At 72.9% G+C, this 26,474-nt stretch carries 18 protein-coding genes; 6 read left to right on the top strand and 12 right to left on the bottom strand.

Annotated elements, in window-relative coordinates; all coding sequences use genetic code 11:
• Positions 1 to 94: 94 nt before the first annotated feature.
• Entirely contained in the window at positions 95 to 1,030 is a 936-nt protein-coding gene (locus tag MANAM107_RS00635; RefSeq protein ID WP_179899660.1) for a proteasome assembly chaperone family protein, read from the bottom strand.
• A 413-nt stretch (positions 1,031 to 1,443) separates the two neighbouring features.
• Here MANAM107_RS00635 and MANAM107_RS00640 point away from each other — a divergent pair, with 413 nt between their 5' ends.
• Both MANAM107_RS00640 and MANAM107_RS00645 read left to right on the top strand, forming a co-directional pair.
• Entirely contained in the window at positions 1,444 to 4,137 is a 2,694-nt protein-coding gene (locus MANAM107_RS00640; RefSeq protein ID WP_373314061.1) for a HelD family protein, read from the top strand.
• Positions 4,138 to 4,261: 124 nt separating this feature from the next.
• Positions 4,262 to 6,130: an AMP-binding protein gene (locus MANAM107_RS00645; RefSeq protein WP_373314078.1), complete on the top strand. Its 1,869-nt coding sequence runs from the start codon at positions 4,262 to 4,264 to the stop codon at positions 6,128 to 6,130.
• 393 nt (positions 6,131 to 6,523) lie between these two features.
• Here the strand turns inward: MANAM107_RS00645 and MANAM107_RS13145 are convergent, their stop codons facing one another.
• From MANAM107_RS13145 to MANAM107_RS00670, 5 genes are all read right to left on the bottom strand, one after another.
• On the bottom strand, positions 6,524 to 7,651 hold the full coding sequence (locus MANAM107_RS13145) for a PspC-like choline-binding domain-containing protein (RefSeq protein ID WP_308443626.1): 1,128 nt from the start codon (positions 7,649 to 7,651) through the stop codon (positions 6,524 to 6,526).
• Between the two features lie 153 nt (positions 7,652 to 7,804).
• Positions 7,805 to 8,239, bottom strand: coding sequence for a pyrimidine dimer DNA glycosylase/endonuclease V (locus tag MANAM107_RS00655; RefSeq protein WP_223909796.1), 435 nt, complete (start codon positions 8,237 to 8,239; stop codon positions 7,805 to 7,807).
• A 114-nt stretch (positions 8,240 to 8,353) separates the two neighbouring features.
• Entirely contained in the window at positions 8,354 to 9,250 is an 897-nt protein-coding gene (gene dapA, locus MANAM107_RS00660; protein ID WP_223909798.1) for a 4-hydroxy-tetrahydrodipicolinate synthase, read from the bottom strand.
• Positions 9,251 to 9,399: 149 nt separating this feature from the next.
• Entirely contained in the window at positions 9,400 to 10,353 is a 954-nt protein-coding gene (locus tag MANAM107_RS00665; protein ID WP_223909800.1) for an alpha/beta hydrolase, read from the bottom strand.
• Complete coding sequence (locus MANAM107_RS00670; RefSeq protein ID WP_223909802.1) at positions 10,350 to 11,156, bottom strand: alpha/beta fold hydrolase; 807 nt, start codon at positions 11,154 to 11,156, stop codon at positions 10,350 to 10,352. Before MANAM107_RS00670 ends, MANAM107_RS00665 begins: the two co-directional genes overlap by 4 nt.
• A 469-nt stretch (positions 11,157 to 11,625) precedes the next feature.
• Here MANAM107_RS00670 and MANAM107_RS00675 point away from each other — a divergent pair, with 469 nt between their 5' ends.
• The gene (locus tag MANAM107_RS00675) at positions 11,626 to 12,381 is read left to right on the top strand and encodes a GNAT family N-acetyltransferase (RefSeq protein ID WP_223909804.1); all 756 of its coding nucleotides are present in this window, start codon (positions 11,626 to 11,628) and stop codon (positions 12,379 to 12,381) included.
• 16 nt (positions 12,382 to 12,397) lie between these two features.
• On the opposite strand, the gene dapB is transcribed toward MANAM107_RS00675, so the two are convergent.
• The 6 genes from dapB to MANAM107_RS00705 form a co-directional block, all read right to left on the bottom strand.
• Complete coding sequence (dapB, locus tag MANAM107_RS00680) at positions 12,398 to 13,150, bottom strand: 4-hydroxy-tetrahydrodipicolinate reductase (protein WP_223909807.1); 753 nt, start codon at positions 13,148 to 13,150, stop codon at positions 12,398 to 12,400.
• Between the two features lie 130 nt (positions 13,151 to 13,280).
• On the bottom strand, positions 13,281 to 14,684 hold the full coding sequence (locus MANAM107_RS00685; RefSeq protein ID WP_373314062.1) for a M16 family metallopeptidase: 1,404 nt from the start codon (positions 14,682 to 14,684) through the stop codon (positions 13,281 to 13,283).
• A 79-nt stretch (positions 14,685 to 14,763) separates the two neighbouring features.
• On the bottom strand, positions 14,764 to 16,305 hold the full coding sequence (locus tag MANAM107_RS00690) for a catalase (protein ID WP_223909810.1): 1,542 nt from the start codon (positions 16,303 to 16,305) through the stop codon (positions 14,764 to 14,766).
• Between the two features lie 313 nt (positions 16,306 to 16,618).
• Positions 16,619 to 18,955 carry a polyribonucleotide nucleotidyltransferase gene (locus MANAM107_RS00695; protein WP_223909814.1) on the bottom strand — a complete coding sequence of 779 codons (2,337 nt, stop codon included), beginning with the start codon at positions 18,953 to 18,955 and terminating at the stop codon, positions 16,619 to 16,621.
• A 456-nt stretch (positions 18,956 to 19,411) separates the two neighbouring features.
• Positions 19,412 to 19,681, bottom strand: a complete 270-nt coding sequence (gene rpsO, locus MANAM107_RS00700) for a 30S ribosomal protein S15 (protein ID WP_124933351.1) — start codon at positions 19,679 to 19,681, stop codon at positions 19,412 to 19,414.
• A gap of 976 nt (positions 19,682 to 20,657) precedes the next feature.
• Complete coding sequence (locus tag MANAM107_RS00705; protein WP_223909817.1) at positions 20,658 to 21,689, bottom strand: bifunctional riboflavin kinase/FAD synthetase; 1,032 nt, start codon at positions 21,687 to 21,689, stop codon at positions 20,658 to 20,660.
• A gap of 315 nt (positions 21,690 to 22,004) precedes the next feature.
• On the opposite strand from MANAM107_RS00705, the gene MANAM107_RS00710 reads away from it, so the two are divergent.
• Genes MANAM107_RS00710 through MANAM107_RS00720 form a run of 3 tightly spaced genes read left to right on the top strand, consistent with a single transcriptional unit; the run spans position 22,005 to position 26,463 of the window.
• Positions 22,005 to 22,766: a TetR/AcrR family transcriptional regulator gene (locus tag MANAM107_RS00710; RefSeq protein WP_223909820.1), complete on the top strand. Its 762-nt coding sequence runs from the start codon at positions 22,005 to 22,007 to the stop codon at positions 22,764 to 22,766.
• Complete coding sequence (locus MANAM107_RS00715; RefSeq protein WP_223909825.1) at positions 22,763 to 24,169, top strand: MFS transporter; 1,407 nt, start codon at positions 22,763 to 22,765, stop codon at positions 24,167 to 24,169. Before MANAM107_RS00710 ends, MANAM107_RS00715 begins: the two co-directional genes overlap by 4 nt.
• A complete protein-coding gene (locus MANAM107_RS00720; protein WP_223909828.1) occupies positions 24,163 to 26,463 on the top strand; it encodes an FtsX-like permease family protein in 2,301 nt (766 codons plus the stop codon). Before MANAM107_RS00715 ends, MANAM107_RS00720 begins: the two co-directional genes overlap by 7 nt.
• Positions 26,464 to 26,474: the final 11 nt, after the last annotated feature.

Here is a 26,474-nt window from a genome sequence, read left to right on the forward strand (position 1 = left end):
CTCGTACCCCTGCCCCCGATCTCGTACCTTCAACTGACGAGATGGAAGGCGAGGGTACGAGATCGGCGAGTGCCAGGGCCTGGGAGCCCGCGTCTCAGGCCCCGGGGCCCCCGCCCCACCGAGGTCCCAGCTCCCCGGAGTCCTTGGACTCCAGGAAGGCCTCCAGGCGGGCGCCGATCTCATCGGCGCTGGGCAGGTCCAGTGCGGGCGCCGCCGCTCTGTGATCCTGCGGCGCCATGCGGGGGGCCAGCGCGTCGTACTGGGCCTCCAGGGCCGAGACGACGGCGGAGACCTCGGGCTGCTGGGAGGCCTCGGCGTCGATCTCGGCGCGGTTGACGTTCGCGGCGGCCTCCAGGTCGCCCACGGGCAGGGCCAGGCCCGTGGCCTGGACGACGGCGGCCAGCAGGGCCGAGGCCCCCTGGGGGAACTCGTCTCGCGCCAGGTAGTGGGGGATGGCGGCCGAGGCCCCCCGGGAGTCCAGGCCCATCTCGCCCAGCCTCAGCTCCAGGTAGGCGGCCATCGAGCCGGGCAGCTCGACGTGGCCGAAGAGCTCGGGCTGGGCGGGCAGCAGCTCGGGGCGGCTGCCGTGGAGGTGGACGTAGGTGGGGCGGGTGTGGGGCACCGCCATGGGGATGCCGCTGATGCCGATGGCCTGGCCCACGCCCATGGACACCACCAGATGGGCCACCGCTGCCACGAAGTCGTCCCACCGGAAGTCCGGCTCACTGCCGTGCAGGAGCAGGAGGTCCTCGCCGTCGTCGTCCTGGAGCAGGTCCAGGACGAGCTCGGGCATCTCCACCGAGGAGTAGGTGTTGTGGGAGTAGGTCATCACCGGGCGCCGGGCCCGGTAGTCCACCAGGGAGTCGATGTCGAAGGTGGCCAGGCGCTCATGGGGCAGGGTCATGAGCAGCTGCTCGACGGCGAGGGCTCCTGCACTGCCCGCGTCCATGGCGCCGTCGAAGTGGTGGATGAGCACACGCGGGGAGACGGGACGGCCCGCGGGGTGCTGCACGGTGAACAGTGGTCTCATGGAGCCGCCTCCTTTCCTGTGATATCCGGCGGTTGCCGCCTGAGCGGGGACCTGTGCGAGGGTGATGGGCCGGTGGGTCGGTTCGTCAGTCGTTCGGAGTGGTCGGTCGTCGTGCGTCGTCAAGTGCCTATCGTGGAGAGCGGGGCACGGGCCGGTGCTGACTGGACCAACAGCCGACCGCTCCGGGCTGTTCCCGTCAGCGCCGGCCGGGGCGCCGTGTTCGCCATGGGCTTCCCCACGGCGCCTTGGACAGGAGAATAATGGACCGGCCTGCGCGGCGCGCCCATGGCCACCGTGCGCGGTCAGGGCGGGCCACGAGTGACGAGCATGACGACGAAGAAGCAGACCGATGAACGCCGGCGGGAGGCGGGCCGCCACGCGCGCCGCCCTCCCCGAGCCACCAGTGAGGCCGAGTGAATCAGACGACTCCCCCCGTCGGTGCATCCGACCGCGATGAGACCACCCGCAGCAGCGCGCCGCAGACCCCGACGCCACCCCACGGGCCGCAGGACCGGGAGCGCGAGCTCGGCGCCGAGCAGCAGGTGGTGGACCTGGCCTACAGCGAGCTGGACCGCCAGCTGGCCCAGGCCCGCCGCTCCCTGGCTGAGATCGAGGCCCGGGGGGTCAGCGGAACCCACCAGTCCCGCGGGGAGCGGGACGCCTACGCGATCCACTACTCCACCCAGATCTCCTCCCTGGAGGGGGTGGAGGACCGGCTCGTCTTCGGACGGATGGACATGAGCCCGGAGTCCCTGGAGGCCGGTGGGGCCTCCTCCTCCCCGGTCACCGATGGGGGCAGGCGCCACTACGTGGGCCGCATCGGGCTCCAGGACGAGTCGCACCGCGAGGTCGTCCTGGACTGGCGCGCCCCCCTGGCGCGCGCCTTCTACCAGGCCACCGCCTCCCAGCCCATGGGGCTGGTGCGCCGTCGCCATATCGACACCCGGGCCCGGCGCGTCATCGGCCTGGAGGACGAACTCATCGACGTCGGCGCCCTGGACTCCCTGGCCGCGGCGGGCCAGGCATCGGGCACCGGCCTCCAGGGCGAGGGGGCGCTCATCGCCGCCATGTCGGCGGCGCGGGAGGGCCGCATGGGCGACATCGTGGCCACGATCCAGGCCGAGCAGGACCGCATCGTCACCGCCCCGGGCACGGGCGTGCTGGTGGTCCAGGGCGGCCCGGGCACCGGCAAGACGGCGGTGGCCCTGCACCGGGTGGCCTACCTCTTCTACGCCGAGCGGGAGCGCCTGGAGCGCTCCGGGGTGCTCCTGGTGGGGCCCTCGCGCACCTTCCTGCGCTATGTCGAGCAGGTCCTGCCCTCCCTGGGCGAGACCGGGGTGGTCTCCACCACGATCGCGGATCTGGTGCCGGGGGTGCGGGCCCGGGGTGTCGAGCCCGCCGCCGTCGCCGAGATCAAGGGCGATGCCATCTGGGCGCAGATCCTGTCCCGAGCCGTGCGGGATCTTCAGCGCGTGCCCGACCAGCCCCGGACCATCGAGGTCCAGGGCACGCGGCTGCGCCTGGAGCCCCGGGATGTGCGCGAGGCGATCGCGCGGGCGCGCCGCAGCGGCAAGCCCCACAACCTGGCGCGCGAGCCCTTCGTGCTGTGGCTCCTGGAGCGCCTGACCGACCAGTTCGCCGCGGCCACCCGGCAGGATGCCTCCGACGCCGATACCCGCGCCTGGATCCGCGAGGACATCCGCACCAGCCGTGATGCGCGCCGCGAGATCAACCTGTGCTGGATGCCGATGACACCGGCGGGCCTGCTGGAGAGGCTGTGGGCGCGCCCCCGACTGCTGGAGCGGCTGGCCCCCGAGCTCGATGAGCAGGCGCGCGCGGCGGTGGCCAGACCGGTGGGCTCAGAGCTGACCAGCGCCGATATCCCCCTCATCGACGAGCTGGCCGAGCTGCTGGGCCCCAGTGAGGACGCCCAGGCGCGCCGGGCCCGCCTGGAGGCCCGGCGCCGCGAGGAGCTGGTGGCCTACGCCGCCCAGGCCATCGAGTCCCAGGAGCTGGGCGCGGGGATGGTCTCGGCCGAGATGCTGGCCGACCGGGTCCTGGACTCCGGCCCCTCCCTGACCCTGGCCGAGCGGGCGCGGGCCGACCGCACCTGGACCTACGGGCATGTGGTGGTCGATGAAGCCCAGGAGCTGGGGGCTATGGCCTGGCGCGCCCTGGCGCGCCGCTGCCCCCAGCGCTCCTTCACCATCGTGGGCGACCTCGCCCAGTACTCGGGCCTGCGGGCCCCCTCCAGCTGGGGCCAGGTGCTCCAGCCCCTGGGCACGAGTGCAGAGGGAACGGCCGGAGCCGCGGCGGGGCGCGGCTCGGGGCGGGCCCGCGGCTCTGGCGCGGCGGGCGCCCGGGGGGCCCGGCGCGCCGGGGGCTCGACCCCGCTGCGCGAGGAGGTGCTCAGCGTGTGCTACCGCACTCCGGCCACGATCATGGATGCGGCCGACCGTGTGGTCACAGCCCTGGGCCATCCCCCGGTCTACCCGGTGCGCTCGGTGCGCGACCTGCCCGAGTGCCTGAGCGTGGAGCTCGTGGAGGGCGCCGGCGGCCGGCTGGGACGCCCGGAGGGGCGGGACGATACGCAGGACGGGCCGGACCCGGCTCAGGAGGCCTGGGCCCGGGCGCTGCGCCGCGCCGTCATCGAGGAGCTCGAGGGGATGGAGGCCGAGCTGGGCCCCGGCGCCGGCCGCCTGGCCGTCATCGCCCCGGACGCCGGGCAGGTAGCGGCCCTGCTGGGCGCCGAGCCCCGGCTGGCCGCGGCCATGGAGGCCCCCGGTGGGGATCTGCTGCGCGCCCGCCTGGCGGTCATGGGGCCGGTGGCCTCCAAGGGCCTGGAGTTCGACGTCGTCGTCCTGGTCGATCCGGCCCTCGTGGGCGCCCGCAGCGCGGGGGACCTGTATGTGGCGATGACCCGGCCCACCCGGCGCCTGCGGGTGGTCAGCCGCTCCCCCCTGCCCCAGGGCCTGGTGCCCGGACCCGGGGAGCCCACGGCCCGTGCGGGCATGGTGGACCGCGCTGCCGGTACGGCGCCCGGGTCCGATGAGGCCCTGGAGGCGGGGGCTCCCCCCGAACCGGCGCAGGAGGCTACGCTACCGTAGGTTACGGTGCCTGCCCGAGGCCCTCGCGCTCCTTCCCGGCTTAGCCGCCGGGCTCCAGCGCGGGGCGGTCAGGAGCCACGATCAGCATCATCGGCCATAGGACCGGGAGGACTCAGTGGAGGCAGTGGACACGGCAGGGGACGGCGCAGGGCAGGCCGCCGGCGCACCGCAGGGGCGTCTCGCCCGCCCGCACTACGCCCCCGGCGTTCCCGCCGCTATCGCGCCGGTCACCGAGCCCCTGTCATGCATGCTCGACGACGCCGCCCGAGCCTTCCCCGACCGGGTGGCCCTGGACTTCCTGGGTGCGACCACCACCTACGCCCAGTTCGCCGGGCAGGCGGACCGCGCCGCTGAGGCGCTGCGCTCCCTGGGTGTGGGCGCTGGCGACGTGGTGGGGCTCATCCTTCCCAACTGCCCTCAGCACGCCGTGCTGGCCTATGCGGCCTGGCGCCTGGGGGCGATCGTCGCCGAGCACAACCCCCTGGCCCCCGCCGCCCAGCTGCGCGAGCAGTTCCACATCCACGGCGGGCGCGTCATCATCGCCTGGGAGAAGACCCTGGAGCGCCTGGTGGCGGCCACCGGCTCCCTTGAGGAGGCGGGCCTGGGCGGGCTGCGAGTGCTGTCGGTGGACCTGTCCCGGGGCCTGCCCCTGCGCAGCCGCCTGGCCCTGAGGCTCCCGGTGGCCGCGGCCCGCACACGCCGCCGAGAGCTGCGCGGCACCGTCCCCGCCGGGGTGGACTCCTGGGACGACCTGGCCTCCTCCTGCCCCCCGCTGGATGCAGCCACGCCCCTGCCGGGGGTGGATGACACTGCGGTGCTGCTCTACACCGGGGGCACGACGGGCACGCCCAAGGCGGTGGGCCTGACGCATGCCAATCTGCGCTCCAATGCGGAGATGAGCCTGGCCTGGGCCTCGCAGTCCACCCGGCCGGGCCGGGAGACCTTCTACGCGGTCCTGCCCTTCTTCCACGCCTTCGGGCTGTCCCTGTCGCTGCTGTGCGCGGTGGGCCTGGCCGCCACCCAGGTGGTGCTGCCCAAGTTCGGGGCGGATCTGGTGCTGGCGGCCTGGAGGCGCCGCCCGGCGACCTTCTTCCCCGGCGTGCCGGTGATGTTCGACCGCCTGATCACCCGCGCCCGGGCCACCGGGGCCGACCTGTCCTCCTGCACCATCGCGGTGTGCGGGGCCGCCCCCAACCCCCGCCAGGTGGCGCAGGCCTGGGAGGAGGCCACGGGAGGCGTCATCATCGAGGGCTATGGGATGACCGAGTCCTCCCCCATCATCCTGGGCAACCCCATCTCCCCCGAGCGCCGGCCCGGGACCCTGGGGATCCCCTACCCCTCCACCGAGGTGCGCCTGGTGGACCCCGAGGACCCCTCCCGCGAGGTCGCCCCCGGGCAGGTCGGCGAGCTGGTGGCCCGCGGCCCCCAGGTCTTCTCCGGGTACTGGAACGAGCCCGAGGAGAGCGCCGAGGTGCTCCTGGAGGGCGGCTGGCTGCGCACCGGGGACCTGGTGCGCCTGGAGGAGGACGGCTTCTACGTCATCGCCGATCGCCGCAAGGAGCTCATCATCTCGGGGGGCTTCAACATCTACCCCACGGAGGTCGAGGCGGCGGTGCGCTCCATGCCCCAGGTCGAGGATGTCGCCGTCGTGGGCCTGCCCGCCGAGGCGGGCAACGAGTCCGTGGTGGCGGCGATCCTGCCCAAGGAGGGCCAGAGCGTGACCCTGGAGCAGGTGCGCGAGTGGGCGGCCACGACCCTGTCCCACTACGCCCTGCCCCGCCAGATCGCGATCCTGTCCGAGATGCCCCGCTCCCAGATCGGCAAGGTGCTGCGCCGGGTGGTACGCGAGGAGCTCCTGGCGGCCCAGAGGGCGGCCTCCGAGGCGGCCACGAGCGCCGCGGCCAGCATCATCGAGCACCTGCCGGGAGCCTCGGGATCCTCGGGCGGCTCCGGCTCGTCCGGCCCGGGCGGGCACGAGGCGGACAGGGACTGACCGCCCGCTGAGGGCGGGCGACCCGGCCCCGCGGGCGCCTCATTCAGCACACGCATTCCCGACGAAGCCGTCCCCGGTGAGACTGTGGACGGTGACGGGTGGCCCGCCCCGACCGGGCAGGCAGGACTGCCCCGCCCGACCAAGCCGCCCGCCAGACCAGAGCTCCTGGGCGCCGGCATGGGATGAGCCCGGTACGACCGAGGCGGCCGGAGGTTGTTGCCGAGCCCGTAAGGTGCCCTCCTCAAAGGCCCGTCCCGCCCCGGTGAGCCCCTCAGCGCGATTCGTCCCTCCGGGCCGCCCATCAGGACGCTGCGCCGGGCCATGGGCCGTCGGGCCGGCTCCCGCGTCCCAGGGGCACGGGAGCCGGCCCGACGGCGCGCTCAGCGCCGCGCCTCAGCCGATCCGGCCGATCCAGCGGCCCGAGGCGTCGAAGCGGTGGAGCTCAGCGCCGACCCTCACCACGCCGTCGGCCGCCATGGCGCCGCTGGGCTGGAGGTAGTACCACGACGCCCCGTCCTTGAGCCAGCCCGTGGTCATCGCACCCGAGCCCGACAGGTGGTACCACACCCCACCGACCTTCGCCCAACCCGTGGCCATCGCACCGCTGGGCTGGAGGTAGTACCACGACGCCCCGTCCTTGAGCCAGCCCGTGGTCATCGCACCCGAGCCCGACAGGTGGTACCACACCCCACCGACCTTCGCCCAACCCGTGGCCATCGCACCGCCCTTGGCGGGGTCGAGGTAGTACCACGAGGCGCCGTCCTTGAGCCAGCCCGTGGTCATCGCACCCGAGCCCGACAGGTGGTACCACACCCCACCGACCTTCGCCCAACCCGTGGCCATCGCACCGCCCTTGGCGGGGTCGAGGTAGTACCACGAGGCGCCGTCCTTGAACCAGCCGGTGGTCCGCTGCCCGGTGGCGCCGGTGTGGTACCAGGTGCTGCCGCTCTTGGACCAGCCGGGGGCCGCAGGCGCGACCGGCGGCTCCTCCGAGGGCTTGTCGGCGGGCTTGTCGATGGACAGGACGTAGGAGATGGTCCGACTGACCAGGGGCAGGCCCCCGGGCTCGTACTCGTAGGCGCACACCAGGGTCAGGTGGGAGTTGCTGGGCTCGGACTCGGGGTAGGCGGCCTCGATGTCCTGGGGGATGTCGAAGGTGAGCGTCCAGGTGCCGTCGTCCTTGACCGTCATGTCCTTGACGATGTCGATGGGGCGATCCCCCTCCTGGCCGCGCGGCCCGCCTCCGAAGTCGAGCTCGCCAAAGGCGACGCGCTGGGCCCGGGGGTGCTGGGCCGCGACCTCTGGGGGCAGGACGCAGCCGGTGCCCGTGAGGGTGGCGGTCCGGCCGGCCTCCAGGACGGCAGAGGGGTCGACGGTGAAGCCCGCCAACTCGCATGCCTCACCCGAGCTGAGACAGCGCTCGTCCGATGGGTTGGGGAGCGCAGCAGAGGCGGGGGCGGCCGCACCGGCAGCGGCGACCGCGAAAGCGCCCAGGGCGCTGAGGGCATGGGTCAGTCTCATGACGATCCTTGATCAGAGTAGGAATCAGGCAGGCCATCACCCGGGGGAACCGGGCGCAGCCCCTCAGAGGATCACCATCGCGCCCATGCCGGTCAAGCACGCCGGAGTCTCAGTTCGCCAACACTGCGGCCCGTGCCCCCGCTGCGCCTGCCCTCAGGAGGTGCTGCGCTCCCAGGGCTCGATGGCCCCGGGGACCACGGTGAAGATCGGATGGGGGTCGGGACTCACAGGCAGGGGCAGGAGCTCGGGGGCTCGGGCCTCCAGCTTGGCACGCAGGTGCTCGGCCTCCAGGCCGATCTGCCCACTGGTGACCGTCAGGCCCACGGCCCCGCACTCCTCCTGGGGCAGGTCGATGCGCGCCGGGTCGAAGCGGTAGCCGCGCCCCACCGCCTCCTGGCGCAGCCCCCACAGGTAGGCGGCGATCGCCGCCCGGGGCTCCCCCGCTGCGCGGAAGCGGTCCAACTGGGGGTGGTTGCGGTAGCCGCGGGTGCGCCCGGCCAGGACCGCCTGGGCCAGCAACGACTCGCGCCAGCAGGCCACCAGCCCGGCCCGATCGAGATAACCCGGGTGCAGGGACCACATCCTCACCGGATCCTCACCCGCCCCTCCTGCCCGGTGCCGACGGCCGGGGCGGGGCTCCCCCACGCCGGGCCGGCACGGCTCGCACCATCAGCACCCTCGCAGCAGCGCTCACAGGAGGCCTCACAGCAGCCCGCAGTCCTCCAGGGTGGCGCGCAGCGCCTCGATCTCCTCGGCGTCGGCCCGCACCAGGGGCAGGCGCAGCTCGGCGCAGGGGATGCGGCCCTGGAGGAGGAGGGCCTCCTTGGCCATGACCGCCCCCTGGCCCCCGCCCATGAGGGCGCGCACCAGGGGGCGCATCCGCTGGGCCACGGCCCGGGCCCCGGCCAGGTCCCCGTCGTCGACCTCGGCGATCATCTCCCGCCAGGAGTGGGCGTCGGCGTGGGCGGCCACCGAGACGACGCCGGAGGCGCCGTGGGCCAGCCAGGCGAAGTTCAGCCCGTCGTCGCCCGAGTAGTACTCCAGGCCGGTGGCCTCCATGCGCTCGAAGCCCTGCTCGACATCGCCCGTGGCGTCCTTGACGGCCAGGATGCGCTCGTGCTCGGCCATGCGGGCCAGGGTGCCGTCCTCGATGCGCACCCCGGTGCGCCCGGGGATGTCGTAGACCATCACCGGCAGGTCGGTGGCCTCGACCACCGCCATGATGTGCCGGTAGACGCCCTCCTGGCTGGGGCGGTTGTAGTAGGGGGCGTTGATGAGCAGGCCCTCGGCGCCGGCCTCCTGGGAGCCCACCCCGTTGCGCACCGCGTGGGCGGTGTCGTTGGAGCCGGCCCCGGCCATGACCATGGCGCGCCCGGCCAGCGCGTCCTTGACCTCCCGGATGAGCTCCTGCTTCTCGGGAAGGTGGGTGGTGGGTGCCTCGCCGGTGGTGCCCGACAGCAGGATCATGTCCGCGCCGTCCTCCACGAGGCTGAGGGCCAGGGCCTGGGCGGCGGGGATGTCCAGCTCACCATCAGGGGTGAAGGGCGTGACCATGGCCACGCCGACGGATCCGAAGCTGCGGGAGGGGACTGCGCTCATGGCTCCAGCCTAACGGCGCAACTCCCCCCGTGCGCCCCTCATGAGCCGGCGACCCCGCGGGAGAGGACGGCTGGAGTGGAGGTGCGGGCACCGTCATGACGCCCGGTGAGCAGTCCGCCTCCATGCGACGCAGGCGCAGGTTGTCCTCGCTAGGCCGAGCATCCCGTTGAGCATGCGGCCATGAGGCGCTCCAGGACGAGCTCTCGAGCACGCCGGGCCAGCCGGGGTCCCTCCAGGCCGAGGATGCCGTGGCAGGAGCCGGCGAGGAGCGCGGCCTCCGTGGGCACCCCGCTGCGCGTCAGGGCCTGGGCGAAGGCCAGAGCCTCATCCATGAGCGGGTCGCACTGGTTGACGAGGAGAAAAGTGGGCGGGAAGCCCACCAGGTCGGCCTGCCGGCCCGGGGCAGCGTAGGTATCGGCCCGTGCGCCACCGAGGTAGGCGGCCCACGACGCGGTGGCGTTGGGCAGATCCCAGACGGGGGTATGCGCAGCACCGCGCATCGAGACGGTGTCCAGGCGGTCATCCAGGACCGGCTCCACAAGAACCACCCGGTCAGGCAGCGCCTCCCGCGCATCGCGGCAGCGCAGGACCACTCCCGCAGCCAGGCAGCCACCCGCAGAATCCCCGTAGATCACGCGGCGCGCCTCGGGGTAGCGCTCCGCCGCCCACCTCCAGGCAGTCAGGCAGTCCTCCATTGGCGCAGGGTAGGGGTGCTCAGGAGCCAGCCGATAGTCAGGGCTGACAACCACCGCCCCGGTGCGTGCGGCCATCCGGGCGTTCCAGGCATCGTCATACCTGGCTCGGCCCGCCACGAAGCCTCCCCCATGGATGGACACGACCACAGCGCCGGCAGGCGTGTCAGGGGTGTGGATCCTCAGCTCCAGATCATCCGGCCCCGCCGAGCCCGCAGAGCCAGGCGGGGTCGGCACATGCAGGACAGTGCGGGTCACGCCCCGGGGCGGCTCGGCCTCCTGGTCGAGGAGGTGCGCGCCGGCCTCCCTCATCGCCACCGGATCCCAGGCCGTCTGCGGGGGTGCCGAGGCGAGAGCCTCGGCCACCTGCGCGTCCAGCGGGGGCGGAAGGGCCCGGTCAGCCGCGATCATGACACCACCTCCCGCAGGAAGGCCTCACAGGACCGGTAGAAGCCGCCCGCCTGATCGCGGCGCACGCAATGCGAGGCCCCAGGCACGAGGACGGTACGGAGGCGAGCGTTTCCCAGGGCCCGGACCGAGGCCAGGCCCCCCTTGCCGAGCAGCGCATCCCGGCCATCAGAGGTGAGGACCAGGGTGGGCACACTCAGGGTGCTGGCGGTCCCCCTCCACGAGCCACGCGGCGCTACCTCTCCGGTGCGGAGGAAATCCCGATCGACCTGGATCTTGCCCTGCAGCCACCCACAGGCCTCGTCGATCTCCCAGCCCGGGTAGGACCTGCGGTTCTCGGCCAGGGCGCGAGCCGGATCGGCGGCGATCCGCTCCATGCGCTCGACCATCGCCTCGGCGCCGCGCCGGTAGTCCTCCTCCTGCTGGGCATCGAGCCACGCCGGATCCTCCACAATGAGGGCATCCACAAGGTCCGGACGGGCAGCCGCCACAGCGGCGCACACCGCCCCACCCATCGAATGCCCCATGAGAGTGCGGAAGGCGTGGGGCTCGTGGACTCGACGGGACTCCAGTAGGCGGATGAGGTCGTCGACCATGGTGGACATCGGGTCGACCAGCTGCTCAGGGGTGAAGCGCGGGGATAGGCCATGCCCACGGGCATCCAGGCAGGTGACGTCGTAGACGCCCCTCCAGCGCCGGAGCACCCCCGATAGCGAGGCGGCGTTGTCGGTGACGCCATGGCACGCGAGCAGTTGAGGCGCGCCGGCCTGGTGCGCCCGGGCCCACGCGATCGGCGGAGTGCTCATGCCTTCTCCCATGAGCCCTCGTGTGAGCCCTCGTGGAGCTCCTGCTCGCGTCCCGGACAGGGGAGGGTGGGCGTGCTCGCCCCGAGGGCTGCGGCCTCCTCGCCGCCGACTCGCACGGGTGGGGCCCCACAAGCGGCACCACTGAGCACCTGGGCCACCGCACCGGGCACGGCTGCTCGGCTCTTGATCGGGTATGCGGACTGCCGCACGTCACCTCACCCTTCTTTGCACCGCCCCGTGCTTCCATGCGGGGAACTCGGGACTCCGGCCCACCCATCGGGACGCCTCCGCCCCTTCTTCTACCCCATGGAGCAACGGATGCACCCCATGGCCTTCATCACAGTGGTCGTGCCGGAGCGGCCTGGTGCGGAGCAGCGCCAGCCAGTGGCGAAGCCCGCTCCTCCCCTGGGGCAGAGGCCTGTCCGCGCAGGCCGGCCCCGGAGGGCTGCGCCCCGGTTAGGCTCGCACCATGACCTCCACGCCCGATCCGCAGGAGCGACCCTCCGTCTTCGACGCCGACCCCATCGCCGGGCTCGATGCCCGCACCGGGGGCCTGGAGAGCCCCAGCCGCGGCGCCCACGAGCACGGGGAGCCCGGTGCGGGGAGGTCCTCGGCCGGGGGCTTCGTGCGCCCGGCCCGCAACGAGGACCTGCCGCAGATCGGCAAGATCCATGCGGTGACGATGCGGGCCAGCCTGGAGGCCGCCCACGACTCGGCGCATGGCTCACCCCTGCCCGAGGGGGTGCGCGCCATGATCAGCGCCCCGGTCATCACCGAGGGGTGGCGCGAGGCGGTCACCTCCCCGCCAACCCCGCAGCACCGGGTGCTCGTGGCGACCCAGGACGGTCAGGTCGTCGGGCTGCTGGGGATGGCCCCCACCCGGGCCGCCGACGGCGAGGAGCCCAGGCCCGGCGCGCCTACCGGGGCAGGTGACGACGGCGCCAATCCGGGTGGGGCTCAGGAGGCGCAGGAGACGGCGGCGGAGATCACGGCCCTGGGGGTCGCCCCCGAGCACCAGCTGCACGGGCACGGCTCCCGCCTCCTGGCCGCGGCGGTGGACCTGGCCCGCCAGGACGGGGCCAGCGCCCTGGTGGCCTGGTCGGTGCGGGGGGATGAGTCCCTGACCCGCCTGCTCCAGGCCGTGGGCATGGCGCCCACCGGCGCCCACCGCCGGCTGCCCGTGGGCCAGGGCGTGACCGAGGACTGCTGGGCCGCCTCCCTGTAGGGCGTACCCCGGCGGGCTACAGGTCAAGCAGGGCGTCCAGCCCGATGGTCAGGCCGGGGCGGCGGCCCACCTCGCGCACGGCCAGGACCACCCCGGGCATGAAGCTGGCGCGGTCGAAGGAGTCGGTGCGGATGGTCAGCTGCTCCCCGGGATTGCCCAGGACGACCTCCTCATGCGCCGTCAGTCCCCGCAGGCGCACCGCGTGGACGTGGATGCCGTCGATGACGGCGCCGCGCGCCCCGTCGGGATCGACCCGGGTGGCGTCGGGCACGGGCCCCAGGCCGGCCTCGGCGCGGGCGGCGGCCAGGCGCTGGGCGGTGGCCACGGCCGTGCCCGAGGGGGCGTCGACCTTGCCGGGGTGGTGGAGCTCGATGATCTCGGCGGACTCGAAGTAGCGGGCCGCCTTGGCGGCCAGGCTCATCGCCAGGACTGCGGACAGGGCGAAGTTGGGGGCGATGAGCACGGCCCGGCCGCGGGCCTCGGGGCGCTCCAGGTGGGTGCGGATGCGCCCGTAGGACTCCTCGTCCCAGCCGGTGGTGCCCACCACCACGTCGCATCCGGCGTCGACGGCGGCGCGGACGTTGGCCTCGGTGACGTCGGGCACGGTGAAGTCCACGGCCACCTGGGCGCCGCCCAGGTGCTCGGCGTCGATGGGGTCGCCGGCGTCCAGGCGGGCGACGAGCTCCAGGCCCTCGGCCTCCTCCACGGCCCGGCAGACGGTCGATCCCATGCGCCCGGCGGCGCCCAGCACGGCTACGCGAATGCTCATGGCTCCACCCTAGCCGCCCGCCCCGCCCAGGCCGCCCGATCATCCACGGGACGGTCGTCGGGGTGCCGCTGTTGTCCTGCCCGAGGGCGGCCACCGCTCAGGAGCCGCCGGGCGGGCGCCGGCCCGCGCCTCAGGCGGCCGGCCCCACCAGGACCCGGGCGCGCCTCTGGGCCACCAGCCAGGCGGCGAGCTCGCGCACCTCCTGGGCGGTGACCTCCCCCAGCAGGCGCAGATTCTCCTCCATGGAGCGCAGGCGCCCGGTGACCACCTCGGCACGGCCCAGGCGGCCCATGCGCGCCAGGGAGTCCTCCCCGCCCAGCACCATGGCACCCCGGATCTGCCCACGGGCACGGGCCATCTCCCGGTCGGTGGGACCCTGCTCGGCCAGCTTCTCGAACTCCCCGATCATCACGGCCGCGACCTCATCGACATGATGGGGCGCACACCCGGCATACAGGCCGAAGGCGCCCGCCCCGGCATAGGAGGTGTCGAAGGCATAGGTGGTGTAGGCCAGGCCCCGCTTCTCGCGCACCTCCTGGAACAGGCGCGAGGACATGCCCCCGCCCAGGATCGTGGTGAGCACGCTCATCGCCCAGCGCCGCTCATCGCGCACCGCGATCCCCTGGCAGGTCAGGTAGAGGTGGGACTGCTCGGCGTCCCGCTCAACGGTGACATCCTCCACGCTCAGGGGCGCCGGAGGCTCGACCTCGAAGCGCCGGGGACGGGGCGCTACCAGTGAGGCCACATCCCAGCCCCCCGCAGCCAGGTCGGCGGCCACCCGCTCGCAGACCTCGTCATGGTCCACCGCCCCGGCCACCGCCACCACCAGGGCATCGGAGGCGTAGGTGCGCCGGTAGTGCTCCCACACGGCCTGGCGGGGCACGGCGGCCACCGTCTCAGGGGTGCCGCCGATGGGCCGGCCCAGGGGCGTTCCGGCGCCGAAGGCGGCCCGCGCGAAGGCCTCCTGGGCCACGTCGGCAGGATCGTCAGCGGCGTCGGCCAGCTCGGAGATGATGACGCCGCGCTCGGTCTCGACCTCCTGGGGGTCCAGGAGGGAGGAGGTGACCATGTCGGTGACGACGTCGAGGGCCTCCATGGCGTCGGGGGCCAGGACGCGGGCGTAGTAGGAGGTGTGCTCCTTGGAGGTGGCGGCGTTGGACTCCCCGCCGATCATGTCGAAGGCCTCGGCGATGGCGTGGGCGCTCCGCGTGGGGGTGCCCTTGAACAGCAGGTGCTCCAGGAAGTGGGTGGAGCCCTCCTGGCCCGGGGCCTCATCACGCGACCCCACCCCCAGCCACAGGCCGATCGCCGTCGAGCGCAGCCCCGGCACCGACTCGGTGATGACCCTCACCCCTCCGGGCAGGATGGAGCGGCGGGTCAGGGCGCCGTCGTCGATGAGCGAGAGCTCCGCGGCCGGATCGCCTGAGGCGGCGCGGGGCAGCTCCACCTCGGCGTAGTCGGTGGAGGAGGCGGTGCCGGGGGCGCGCAGGGGCGCGCCGGCCCCGGGACGGGAGTCGCTGGCTGAGTTGGTCACCGGCAGAGCCTAACGGCTCAGCCCCTGCGCCGGCTCGGGGTGGAGCCGGCGCAGGGGCTGAGCGGGATCGGGCCCGGGATCAGGCGGAGTCGCCCTCGCGCAGGGGCGTGCGCTCGCCGGCGGAGCCGGCGGCCTCGCTGGTGAGTCGGTTCACGGTCTCCTCGATGCGGGAGCCCACCGCCTCATCGATGCTCTTCCAGTACCACAGGGCGCGCTCGAGCACCTCGGGGCGCTCGATCTGGGCCAGGCCGCCCGCGACGGTGTCGACCAGGCGCTGGCGCTGGGCCTCGGTGAAGACCTCGCGCACGAGGATCCCGGCCTGGGAGAAGTCGTCGTCGTCCTCGCGCAGGGTCTGGGCGGCCAGGACCATCTCGCCGTCAGCCTCCCACCCGTTCTCCAGGCGGCCCTGCTCATCAGCGTAGGGCCGCCCGCCGGAGTTCGCGGCGTAGGTGGGCTGGGCCCCGGAGTGGAAGTAGCGCATCGGCCCGTCGAAGGTGTAGGTGTTGGAGGCCTCGCGCACCTCGGGCAGGGGCTGGTTGACCGGGATCTGGTCATGGTTGACCCCCAGGCGTGCGCGCTGGGCGTCGGCGTAGGCGAAGACGCGGGCCAGCAGCATGCGGTCGGGGGAGAACCCGATGCCCGGGACGATGTTCGACGGCGCGAAGCTCGCCTGGTCGATCTGGGCGAAGAAGTTCTCCGGGTTCTCGTTGAGGGTCAGCGTGCCGACCTCGATGAGCGGGTAGTCGGCGTGGGGCCAGGTCTTGGTCAGGTCGAAGGGGTTGATCCGGTAGGTCTTGGCCTCCTCGTAGGGCATGACCTGGATGGACAGCTTCCAACTGGGGTAGTCCCCGCGCTCGATGGCGTCGAACAGGTCGCGGCGGTGGAAGTCGGCGTCCTGGCCGGCGATCTCCTCGGCGTCCTGGCCCGACCAGTTCTCCACGCCCTGGTTGGTGTGGAAGTGGAACTTGGCCCAGAAGCGCTCCCCCGCCTCATTGATGAGCATGTAGGTGTGGGAGCCGTAGCCGTTCATGTGCCGCCAGGTGCGCGGCAGGCCCCGGTCCCCCATGAGGTAGGTGACCTGGTGGGCGGTCTCCGGGGACAGGGTCCAGAAGTCCCACTGCATGGTCTGGTCGCGCAGGCCCTTGTCCCCCAGGCGCTTCTGGCTGCGGATGAAGTGCGGGAACTTCATGGGGTCGCGCAGGAAGAAGATGGGCGTGTTGTTGCCCACCAGGTCCCAGTTGCCCTCGGTGGTGTAGAACTTCAGGGCGAAGCCGCGCACATCGCGCCAGGTGTCCGGGGAGCCGGCCTCACCGGCGACGGTGGAGAAGCGCAGCAGGGCGCGGGTGCGCGCCCCGGGCTGGAAGAGGGCGGCCTTGGTGTACTTGCTGATGTCGTGGGTGATGACCAGCTCGCCGAAGGCTCCTGCGCCCTTGGCGTGCGGCTTGCGGTCGGGGATGTTCTCCCGGTTGAAGTGGGCCAGGGAGTTGACCAGGTGGTGGTCGTGAAGGAGCAGGGGGCCATCGGGTCCGAGTGTGATGCTCTGGCGGTCGCTGGCCGCGGGGGCCCCGTTGAGCATGGTCGACCCAGAGTCGTCACCCGGATTGATTGGCTTCTCTGACATGTTTCCTCCTTTTTCTAGGTCGCGCCTGATGAGATCACGAGTGGAGGTCAATGGCAAGGGCGCCACGCCCCAGGAGAATGCGAGCAGCGCGAAAGCGCGCGGGCGCCTGAAGAAACACGCCCGGAGCGCGAGGCCTCGCCCCTGCCCTCAAGCATCCGGCACAGGTGCGATACAGCACTCCCGTCTTGCGAAATAACAGACGCGCAAAGGCCCGGGGCCGCCCACGGACACTGCCTATGAGTCAGTGCGTGGGTAGCCCCGGGCCCTCAAGCCCGGGCGCCGCGCTCAGCTCAGGCGCGGCTGGCAGCCCTTCTCAGTCCTCGCGCTCGTCCTCCATGGTGCGCAGGCGACGACGGCGCGGACGGCGCTCACGGCGCTCGCCCTCCCCCTCGCCGCGCTCGGAGCGGCCCGCCTTGCGGGAGGCCTCACCCTGCTCCTCGGCGGCCAACTGCTCCTCGGAGAGCACCGCGTGCAGGCTGAGCTTGCCGCGCTGGTCGATCTCGGCGAGCTCGACCTGGACCTTGTCGCCCACGCCCAGGACGTCCTCGACGTTCTCCACGCGCTTGCCGCCCACGAGGCGGCGGATCTGGGAGATGTGCAGCAGGCCGTCCTTGCCCGGGGACAGGGCCACGAAGGCGCCGAAGGTGGTGGTCTTGACCACGGTGCCCACGAAGCGCTCGCCGATCTCGGGCATCTGCGGGTTGGCGATGGCGTTGACGGCGTCGCGGGCGGCCTCGGCCGAGGGGCCGTCGGAGGCGCCGATGTAGACGGTGCCGTCGTCCTCCACCGTCAGGTCCGCGCCGGTGTCCTCCTGGATCTGGTTGATCATCTTGCCCTTGGGGCCGATGACCTCGCCGATCTTGTCCACGGGGATGCGCACGGTCAGCACGCGCGGGGCGGTGGGGGCCATCTCGTCGGGGGCGTCGATGGCCTGGGCCAGGACGTCGAGGATGAACAGGCGGGCGTCGCGCGCCTGGCCCAGGGCCCCGGCCAGGACCTCGGAGGGCAGGCCGTCGAGCTTGGTGTCCAGCTGGAGGGCGGTGATGAAGTCGCGGGTGCCGGCGACCTTGAAGTCCATGTCGCCGAAGGCGTCCTCACTGCCCAGGATGTCGGTGAGGGTGGCCCAGGTGGTCTCGCCGTCGATCTCGTCGTGCATGAGGCCCATGGCGATGCCCGCCACCGGGGCACGCAGCGGCACGCCGGCGTTGAGCAGGGCCAGAGTGGAGGCGCACACCGAGCCCATGGAGGTCGAGCCGTTGGAGCCCAGGGCCTCGGAGACCTGGCGGATGGCGTAGGGGAAGTCCTCACGGCTGGGCAGCACCGGCACCAGGGCCCGCTCGGCCAGGTTGCCGTGGCCGATCTCGCGGCGCTTGGGGGCGCCCACTCGCCCGGTCTCGCCGGTGGAGAAGGGCGGGAAGTTGTAGTTGTGCATGTAGCGCTTGTGCGTGATCGGCGAGAGGTCGTCGATCTGCTGCTCCATGCGCAGCATGTTGAGGGTGGTCACACCCAGGATCTGGGTCTCGCCGCGCTCGAAGATCGCCGAGCCGTGGACGCGGGGCAGCACCTCGACCTCGGCGGCCAGGGTGCGGATGTCCTTCAGGCCGCGTCCGTCCATGCGCACGCCCTCGGTCAGGGTGCGGTGGCGCACGAGCCCCTTGGTCACCGAGCGGAAGGCGGCCTTGAGAGCCTTGGCGTCCTCCTCGGCGGGGAAGGACTCGGCGAGCTCGCCGAGGACCGCCTCGCGCACGGCCTCGATGGCCAGGTCGCGCTCCTGCTTGCCCTCCGTGGCGATCGCGGCGGCCAGCCCGTGGGCGGTGGCGGCCTTGTCCACGGCGTCGTACTGCTCATCGGAGTAGTCCAGGTAGAGCGGGAAGTCGGCGGTGGGCTTGGAGGCGTGGGCGGCAACCTCCATCTGGGCCTGGCACAGGGCCTTGATGTGGGGCTTGGCGGCCTCCAGCCCCTCGGCGACGACGGCCTCGGTGGGGGCCACGGCGCCGGCCTGGATGAGGTCCCAGGCGCCCTCGGTGGCACCGGCCTCGACCATCATGATGGCCACGTCGCCGCCCTCCAGGACACGCCCGGCCACGACCATCTGGAAGGTGGCGCGCCGCTGCTCGGAGTAGCGGGGGAAGGCCACCCACTGGCCGTCGATGAGGGCCAGGCGGGTGCCGGCCACCGGCCCGGAGAAGGGCAGGCCCGCGATCTGGGTGGACATGGAGGCGGCGTTGATGGCCAGCACGTCGTAGTCGTCGTCGGGGTGGATGGCCAGGACGGTCTCGACGACCTGGACCTCGTTGCGCAGGCCCTTGACGAAGGAGGGGCGCAGGGGGCGGTCGATAAGGCGGCAGGCCAGGACGGCGGCGGTGCCCGCGCGGCCCTCGCGGCGGAAGAAGGAGCCGGGGATGCGGCCGGCGGCGTACTGGCGCTCCTCGACGTCGACGGTCAGGGGGAAGAAGTCGAACTGGTCCTTGGGGTGCTTGCCCACGGTGGTGGCCGACAGCACCGCGGTCTCGCCGTCGAGGTAGGCCATGGCGCTGCCGGCGGCCTGCTTGGCCAGGCGGCCCGTCTCGAAGCGCACGACGCGCTTGCCGAAGGGGCCGTTGTCGATCACGGCCTCGGCGGCCGTGACCTCGGGGTCATCGATGAACATCTGTGAGGAGTCTCTTTCTCTCGGTCGAAGAGCCGGGGCCGTGGCCTTCGATCGAGGCCCACGGAGCGGCGTCGGCCACGTCGTACGACGACGCGGCGCGGCTCCGGAGGCCACCACCGAAAACCGACGGGGCCGGCTGCGCCTCAGGGGTCTGCCTGTGCGCGAGGGCCGCCCCGGGAGGCACCCAGCGGTGCTCCGCCTAGAGGCAGCCGCGCCGAATCTTACCCTGGGACGCATGATCGCGACGGTTGCGACGGCTCGCGTCCACGTGAGATCGGCCGCGCCAGCGGGGTGGGGCCCTCAGGCCTCCCGGAGTGCTCGGCAGTCGCCTCAGGGGATGCGTCGGAGGCGCCGGGATGCGCCTCGGCCCCGCACCCGGTGATGGGTGCGGGGCCGAGGCGATGACGCGGTGCGCCGGGACCCGGCACTGCCGCCCTTAGGCTCTGCGCGCTGGTCTCAGCGGCGGATGCCCAGGCGGGCGATGAGGGAGCGGTAGCGCTCGATGTCCTCCTTCATGAGGTAGTCCAGGAGGCGGCGGCGCTTACCGATGAGCAGATAGAGGCCACGGCGCGAGTGGTGGTCGTGGGTGTGGCCCTTGAAGTGCTCGGTGAGGTTGGTGATGCGCTCGGTCAGGACGGCGACCTGCACCTCCGGCGAGCCCGTGTCACCCTCGTGGGTGGCGTACTCGGCGATGATCTCCTGCTTGCGCTGCGGGGTGACCGACATGCGGGCTCCTTGGTCTCGTTGCACGGAGCGCCGGGGCTGGTTCTCCCGGGCATGACTCATCCGTGGCCGATCGACGGCCCGATAACACTACCAGCGCTACCACCGCCCCGGCCCCCACGGACCAGGGATCCTGCTGTGGGAACAGGCACAGCCTTCCCTCAGCGGCCCCTCGGGGATCTCGGGTGAGGCGCGGGGACCCTCAGCAGTGAACGACTCAGCCGGCACCTCACGAGGATCGCCAGCACATGACGGTACTACGGCCCCCGCCAAGCACCGGCGAGCCACGTCGGGCAGCGGCGACGTCGTCGCCTGGCCATGACTGGGACGGCCCGAAGCTCGCAGGCCCCACCCGGCCGGCAAGCGGCGGGAGGGGCGAGAGCACCGGGACCGTCTGCAGATCGCGGGGTTGTCGGTGGATCTCCGGGGATGTCGGTAGATCGGTGGGGTCCTGGGGGCCCGAATCACTGACGACCCCGGCGATCTGCAGACAACCCCGCAAAACACAACCGGCCCCGGCGCACTGGGGGCCCGGCCCGGCGGACCGCAGCAGGTGGTCCCCGGAGAGCGCGCGAGCATCCTGCCCATATCAGCCTCCGGCGCCGGCGACTTGGGGCCCGGTGAGCCGGGGCGAGCCCCACCGGCCACAGCACGTGGCCCCGGAGCGCCTGCGGCCGCCCCGCACGCACCAGCCCCCGCCAGCCGTAGCAGCGGCAGGCGAAGGCGAGGCGCCCGGCGGCGCAAGCGGCGGTCACGTTGAGCCCCACATCGCGACGGGTGCGTCACTTCGCGACGCAGGCGACACCTGTAGGGGGCGTCCATGTCGCGAAGCGACGCACAAGCCGCCAAACGACGCCCAACGTGAACTCCACCAGCCCCGCACGCACCCCAGGCGCCCCAGGCCAACCTCACCGCCCCTCAGACCCGCCGCCCCCAGACCCGCCCCGCCGGCCGCATTCCGGGCCCCAGGGCGGCACCGCTAGTGAGCGGTGACGTCCTCGGGGCGGATGGGGCCGGGCTCGGGGACGCCCAGGATCCGGGCGGTGTCCTGGATATCGGTGCGCATCTGGGCCAGGAGGGGGTCCAGGCCGTCGAAGGCGAGCATGGGGCGCAGGTGCTCGACGAGCTCGACGCCGATCTCCTCGCCGTAGAGGTTGAGGTCAGCCCGGCCCAGCACATGGGCCTCGACCGTGCGCTGGGGGACGTCGTCGAAGGTGGGGTTGGTGCCGATCGAGATGGCGGCGGGCAGGCGCTCACCCGACCCGGCCCCCTGGTCGCGCACCAGCCAGCCGGCGTAGACGCCGTCGGGCGGGACCACTCCGGCGGTGGCGGCCTCCAGATTGGCCGTGGGGAAGCCGAGCTCGCGCCCGCGGCGCAGCCCGTGGACGACGGTGCCGCGCAGACGATGGGGACGGCCAAGGACATCGGCGGCCTCGCGCACCCTGCCGTCCTTGAGGCACTGGCGGATCCAGGTCGAGGACCACCGCCGCCCCCGCCCCGAGCAGACCTCGGTGAGGATCTCGACCTCGATGCCCAGGCGTGCGCCGATGCGCTCCAGGACGCGGGCGTCCCCGCTGTTGCCGCGCCCGAAGCGCACGTCATGGCCCACGACGACGGCCCTGGCCCCCAGCAGATCGTGCAGCCAGGTGCGGATGAAGTCCTCGGGCCCCTGGGCGGCGAAGTCGAGGTCGTAGGGCACCACGAGGACGGCGTCCAGGCCAACGGCCTCCAGCGAGGCCAGGCGGTCGGTCAGGGAGGTGACCAGGGGGAAGCGCTGGTCGGGCTGGTGGACGTGGCGGGGATGGGGGTCGAAGGTCATCGCCACAGCCAGCGGCCGGGCGCCGGCCTCATCCCGGGCGCCCATCTGCTGCGCCCGCTGGACCACCCGCTCCAGGATGGCCTGATGACCGCGGTGGACACCGTCGAAAACACCGATGCTCACCACGCTGCCCGGTCCCGCCGGCGAGCTAAGAGCCTCCGGCACCTGCTCGGCGCCATACCAGACCTGCACTACGGACGTCCTGTTCTCGATCCACCCGGCAGGTCGGAGGTCCTGCCGCTCTTGCGGGTCAAACACTGCCACGATCCGGCCTCGCAGCGCGACCCGCCGAGCGTTTGACCGCCTGGTGAGAGCAGGGTTACCCTTGTATCGACCGACGGTCGGTCGATACAAGGGCCAGTGGCATCCGGGAGCCCAGTGACATCCAGGAACCATCCAGGAACACCGAGCCGCAGATGCACGGGCCTCCGGCCAGTGCCGACCACCTCCTACCGCACCCTCGCCGACCCGACCAGAGCCGCACAGCACCACGATTGAGGGCCACCGATGCCACACACGCCACCGAAACCAGGGGGCCACTCCCCCACGACCAGCCCACGCACCGCCAAGCCGGCCCCGCAGCGCCGCACCGAGATCCTCGACGCCGCCCAGCGGCTGTTCATCGCCAAGGGCGTCCAGGCCACCTCCGTGCAGGACATCCTCACCGAGGTCGGCATCGCCAAGGGCACCCTCTACTACCACTTCTCCTCCAAGGAGGAGATCCTCACCGCCCTCATCGCGCGCACCACCGACGGGATCGTCACCCGGGCCCGTGCCATCGCCGAGGGCCCGGGCACCGCCGTGGACAGGTTCCTGGCCGTCCTGGCCTCCGCGCGCGTCGAGCAGCCCGAGCGGGACCTGGCCGAGCAGCTCCACGCCCCGGGCAACGCCGAGTTCCACCTCCTGAGCATTGTGGAGATGGTCCGCCATCTCACCCCCGTGCTCACCGGGATCGTCGAGCAGGGCAACGCCGAGGGCACCTTCGATGCCCGCCGGCCCCGCGAGATGATCGAGATCCTCCTGACCAGCGCCGGCATGCTCCTCGATGAGGGGATCTTCACCGGAGAGGCCCAGGAGGCCCCGCGCCGTGCCGCCGCGATCGTGCATGCCGCGGAGGTCCTGCTGGGCTGCGCACCCGGCGCGCTGGCCCCCGCCGCCCCCGATGCCGAGGCGCCCGAGGGCGACCCGCCAGGGGCCCGAGCCGGCGGTCAGCCCCCAACCGAGGAGGCCGCATCTGAGGAGGCAGCATCTGAGGAGGCCCAGCCATGAGAAGCCTGACGATCCTGCTCATCGGGGTACTCATCAACTCCGTGGGCACCGGGATGACGGCCTTCGGCCTGGGGGTCTTCGCCTACCAGCTCCAGGGCACCGCCACGGCCGTGGCCCTGGTCCAGCTGTGCGCCTTCGCGCCGATCATCCTGCTGGCCCCACTGGCCGGCGCCCTGGCCGACCGCTTCGACCGCCGGCTCATGATGGCCATCGGCGACGGCGGATCGGTCCTGGGCCTGGGGGTGGTACTGGCCGCGCTGAGCTCGCCCTCGCCCCGCCTGGAGGTCATCCTGGCGGGGGTGACCGCATCCTCCTGCCTGGCGGCACTGACCGAGCCCGCCCTGCGCGCCTCGATCACCGACCTGGTCCCCGCCGAGGACCATGTGCGCAGCGCCGGGCTGCTCCAGGCCGCCACCGCCGCGCGCTACCTCGTCTCCCCCTTCCTGGCCGGGGCTCTCCTGCCCCTGGTGGGGCTGCGCGCCCTGGTGGTCATGGACGCGGCCACCTGCCTGGTCACCGTCACCTGCTCCGTGGTGGTCATGCGCACCCTGCGCGCCGCCACCGCCTCGGGCTCCGCCGGGGCCAGCGCCGGCACTCCGGCGGAGCCCGAGGGAGCGGCCGGGCACCTACTGGGCGGATGGCGCGCGGTGCTCCACCACCCCGGCCTGCGCACGATCGTGAGCCTCATGACGGTGATGACCCTGGCCATCGGCACCGTGCAGGTCCTGCTCAAGCCGATCCTCCTGCCGCATGTGGACGCCGCCGCCATGGGCCGGGTCGAGACCCTGGCCGCCACCGGCATCCTGGCCGGCGCCGCCCTGGTCACCCTGCTGTCGCGGGCCCAGCCCACCACCCTGCTCAGCGCGGGCACCGCGGCCACGGGCGCGGCCATGGTCCTTCTCTCGCTGCGGTCGTGGACCTGGTGGGTGGCGCTCAGCGGCTTCGCCGTCTTCGCCGCCCTGTCACTGTGCCAGGCCGGGGCCGAGACCCTGGTGCGACGCAGCGTCGCCGCCGACCACCAGGCCCGGGTCTGGGGGGTCATCAGCCTGGTGACACAGCTCGGCTACCTGGCCGCCTACCTCAGCGTGGGCGCCCTGTCCGACGCCGTCCTCGAACCGCTCCTGCGGCCCACCGGGGCCCTGGCGCCCAGTATCGGGGCGCTCCTGGGCACCGGGCAGGGCCGTGGGGCCGCCCTCATGGTGGCCCTGGCGGGCCTGGGCACCATCGTCCTGGCCCTCCTCATCCACGTGCGCCGCGGGGCCCTGGCCCCCGCCGCCACCCCGCAGACATCCCCCGGGACGCTCCCCGGGGCCCACCACCACGGCGAGACCCGCTCCGGGCACGCGCCGCGCCGCATCCGCCCCGCGGAGCGGCCCATCCCACAGGAGGCGCCCTCATGGTGAGACGACTGCTCCGTGCCGACCTGGCCACCAGCCCCGTCGTCGCGGTGACGCTGGCCGCCCTCATCGCCCTGGCCGCCGCCCTGGCCTCGGCCAGCACCTGGCTCATCGTGGACACCACGGCGGCCACCAACCGGCTGGCCGAGCGCGCCAGGGTCCCCGACCTGATCCAGATGCACACCGGCGAGGCCGATCCCGCAGCCATCGAGGCCTGGGCCGATGGCCGCAGCGAGATCCTCGAGCACGAGGTCATCACCACCCTGCCGGTTCCCCGCCACGAGCTGTGGATCGACGGGGCCAATCAGGCCGACTCCTACTACGAGCCCGCCTTCGTCACGGCCCCCAGCCGCATCGACCTGCTGCTCGATGACCACGGCGAGCCGGCGGATCCGGGCCCGGGCGAGGTCTTCCTGCCCATCCACTACCAGGCGGTGGGCATGGCCGAGGTCGGGGACACGATCACGGTGGAGAGCCAGGGCTGGCGCATGGACCTGGAGGTGGTGGGCTTCGTGCGCGATGCCCAGATGAACGCCCCCATGGTCCCCTCCAAGCGCCTGGTGGTCAGCCCCCAGGACTTCTCCGCCCTGGCCGAGCGCATCACCGAGCCCGAGTACCTCATCGAGTTCGACCTGGCCGACTCCGCCCGTCCCGGCTCGGTCACCGAGGCCTACAAGGCTGCTGGCCTGCCCGCCACGGGCATCGCCATCGACGGCTCGATGATCAGCCTCATCAATGCCCTGAGCACCATGCTCATCGCCGCGGTGGCCCTGGTGGTGGCCCTGGTGCTGGCGGTGGTGGCCGTCCTGGCACTGCGCTACACCGTCCTGGCCGCCATCGAGGCTGACCTGCCCCAGATCGCGGTGCTCAAGGCCATCGGAGCGCCCCAGAAGAGGATCCGCCGGCTGTACGCACTGAAGTACACGGTGCTGGCCCTGGTCGGCTCGGTGGTGGGCTACGCCGCCGCCATCCCCCTGGCGGGGGCCCTGGAGGCCCCGGCGGTCCTCTACCTGGGTGAGCCCCCCACCACGGCCTGGAGCCTGGGCCTCCCCCTGGCGGCCACGCTGTCCCTGGCGGGATCCATCATCGGCTTCACCCTGATGACGCTGCGGCGCGTGGGCAGGATCTCCGCCGTCGAGGCGCTGCGCAGCGGGACCAGTGGGGCACTGCGCCCTCGGCGCCACCGCTGGCGCCTGTCGTCCTCCCGGCGCCTTCCCGTCCAGCTGTGGCTCGGGATGCGCGAGGCGATGCGCCCCTCCAACGCACTGCTGGTGGGGGTGCTGACGCTGTGCACCTTCACCATGGTGCTGCCGGTCAATGTGGCCACCACCCTGGACGACCCCCGGATCGCCACCTACCTGGGCTCGGGCCAGGCGGATCTGCGCATCGACGTGCGCGCCGGCGTCCAGGACCTCGGGGCGGTGGAGGAGCGGGTCGCCGCCGACCCCCGCATCTCGCGCCACACCACGGTGCTGCGCCGCCAGTACACCATGGAGACCAGCGGCGGACAGTGGGAGCCGGTGCTCATCGACATCGGGGATCACACGGCCTTCCCCATGACCTACCTCTCGGGCCGCGCCCCCACCGGGCCGCAGGAGATCTCGCTGTCCTACAACCAGGCGCAGGCCGCCGGCGCCCAGGTCGGCTCCACGGTGACCATCACCACCACTGAGGGGGAGCGCTCCCTGAGCGTGACCGGCATCTACCAGGACATCACCAACAATGGACTGACCGCCAAGGCCACCTTCGACGACGGCGCCCCCGCCCTGTGGCAGCTCATCTACGCCGACCTGGGCCAGGGGCAGCAGGAGCAGGCCGTGGCCGAGGACCTTGGCTCGGGCCTGGAGGGCGTGCAGGTCACGGCCATGAGCCAGTACGCCTCCCAGTTCTTCGGCGCCACCGGCTCCCAGGTGCGCCTCATCGCCACCATGGCCTGCATCATCGCGCTGGGACTGTCCTTCCTCATCACGGTGCTCTTCGCGGTGCTGGTCCTGGCCCGCGAGCGCACGGCGGTGGGGGTGCTGCGCGCCCTGGGCTGCACGCGCCGGGCCATCGCCGCGCAGTACCTCGCCCGCTTCGGGGTGATCACGGCGGTGGGCCTGGCCGCGGGCATGGTCCTGGCCTTCACCCTGGGCGAGGCCGCCATCGGCGCGGTCCTGGGCTCGCGCGGGGCGCCCACGGTCGAGCTGCTGGCCGATCCGTGGCTGGTGGGCCTGGTCCTTCCCGCAGCCCTGGTAGCGGCCGTGGCCGGGGCGGTCGTCCTGGCCCTGCCCCGCTCCCGCGGATCGAGTCCGCTGTGAGGGGGCCCGCC

This window comes from Actinomyces capricornis (assembly GCF_019974135.1).
GTDB lineage: Bacteria > Actinomycetota > Actinomycetes > Actinomycetales > Actinomycetaceae > Actinomyces > Actinomyces capricornis.

Coding starts and splice junctions, on each gene's coding strand:
- MANAM107_RS00635 (WP_179899660.1), bottom strand. CDS start 1,030: ATGAGACCACTGTTCACCGTGCAGCACCCCGCGGGCCGTCCCGTCTCC.
- MANAM107_RS13145 (WP_308443626.1), bottom strand. CDS start 7,651: ATGAGACTGACCCATGCCCTCAGCGCCCTGGGCGCTTTCGCGGTCGCC.
- dapA (WP_223909798.1), bottom strand. CDS start 9,250: ATGAGCGCAGTCCCCTCCCGCAGCTTCGGATCCGTCGGCGTGGCCATG.
- MANAM107_RS00665 (WP_223909800.1), bottom strand. CDS start 10,353: ATGATCGCGGCTGACCGGGCCCTTCCGCCCCCGCTGGACGCGCAGGTG.
- MANAM107_RS00670 (WP_223909802.1), bottom strand. CDS start 11,156: ATGAGCACTCCGCCGATCGCGTGGGCCCGGGCGCACCAGGCCGGCGCG.
- MANAM107_RS00675 (WP_223909804.1), top strand. CDS start 11,626: ATGACCTCCACGCCCGATCCGCAGGAGCGACCCTCCGTCTTCGACGCC.
- dapB (WP_223909807.1), bottom strand. CDS start 13,150: ATGAGCATTCGCGTAGCCGTGCTGGGCGCCGCCGGGCGCATGGGATCG.
- MANAM107_RS00690 (WP_223909810.1), bottom strand. CDS start 16,305: ATGTCAGAGAAGCCAATCAATCCGGGTGACGACTCTGGGTCGACCATG.
- MANAM107_RS00695 (WP_223909814.1), bottom strand. CDS start 18,955: ATGTTCATCGATGACCCCGAGGTCACGGCCGCCGAGGCCGTGATCGAC.
- rpsO (WP_124933351.1), bottom strand. CDS start 19,681: ATGTCGGTCACCCCGCAGCGCAAGCAGGAGATCATCGCCGAGTACGCC.
- MANAM107_RS00710 (WP_223909820.1), top strand. CDS start 22,005: ATGCCACACACGCCACCGAAACCAGGGGGCCACTCCCCCACGACCAGC.
- MANAM107_RS00715 (WP_223909825.1), top strand. CDS start 22,763: ATGAGAAGCCTGACGATCCTGCTCATCGGGGTACTCATCAACTCCGTG.
- MANAM107_RS00720 (WP_223909828.1), top strand. CDS start 24,163: ATGGTGAGACGACTGCTCCGTGCCGACCTGGCCACCAGCCCCGTCGTC.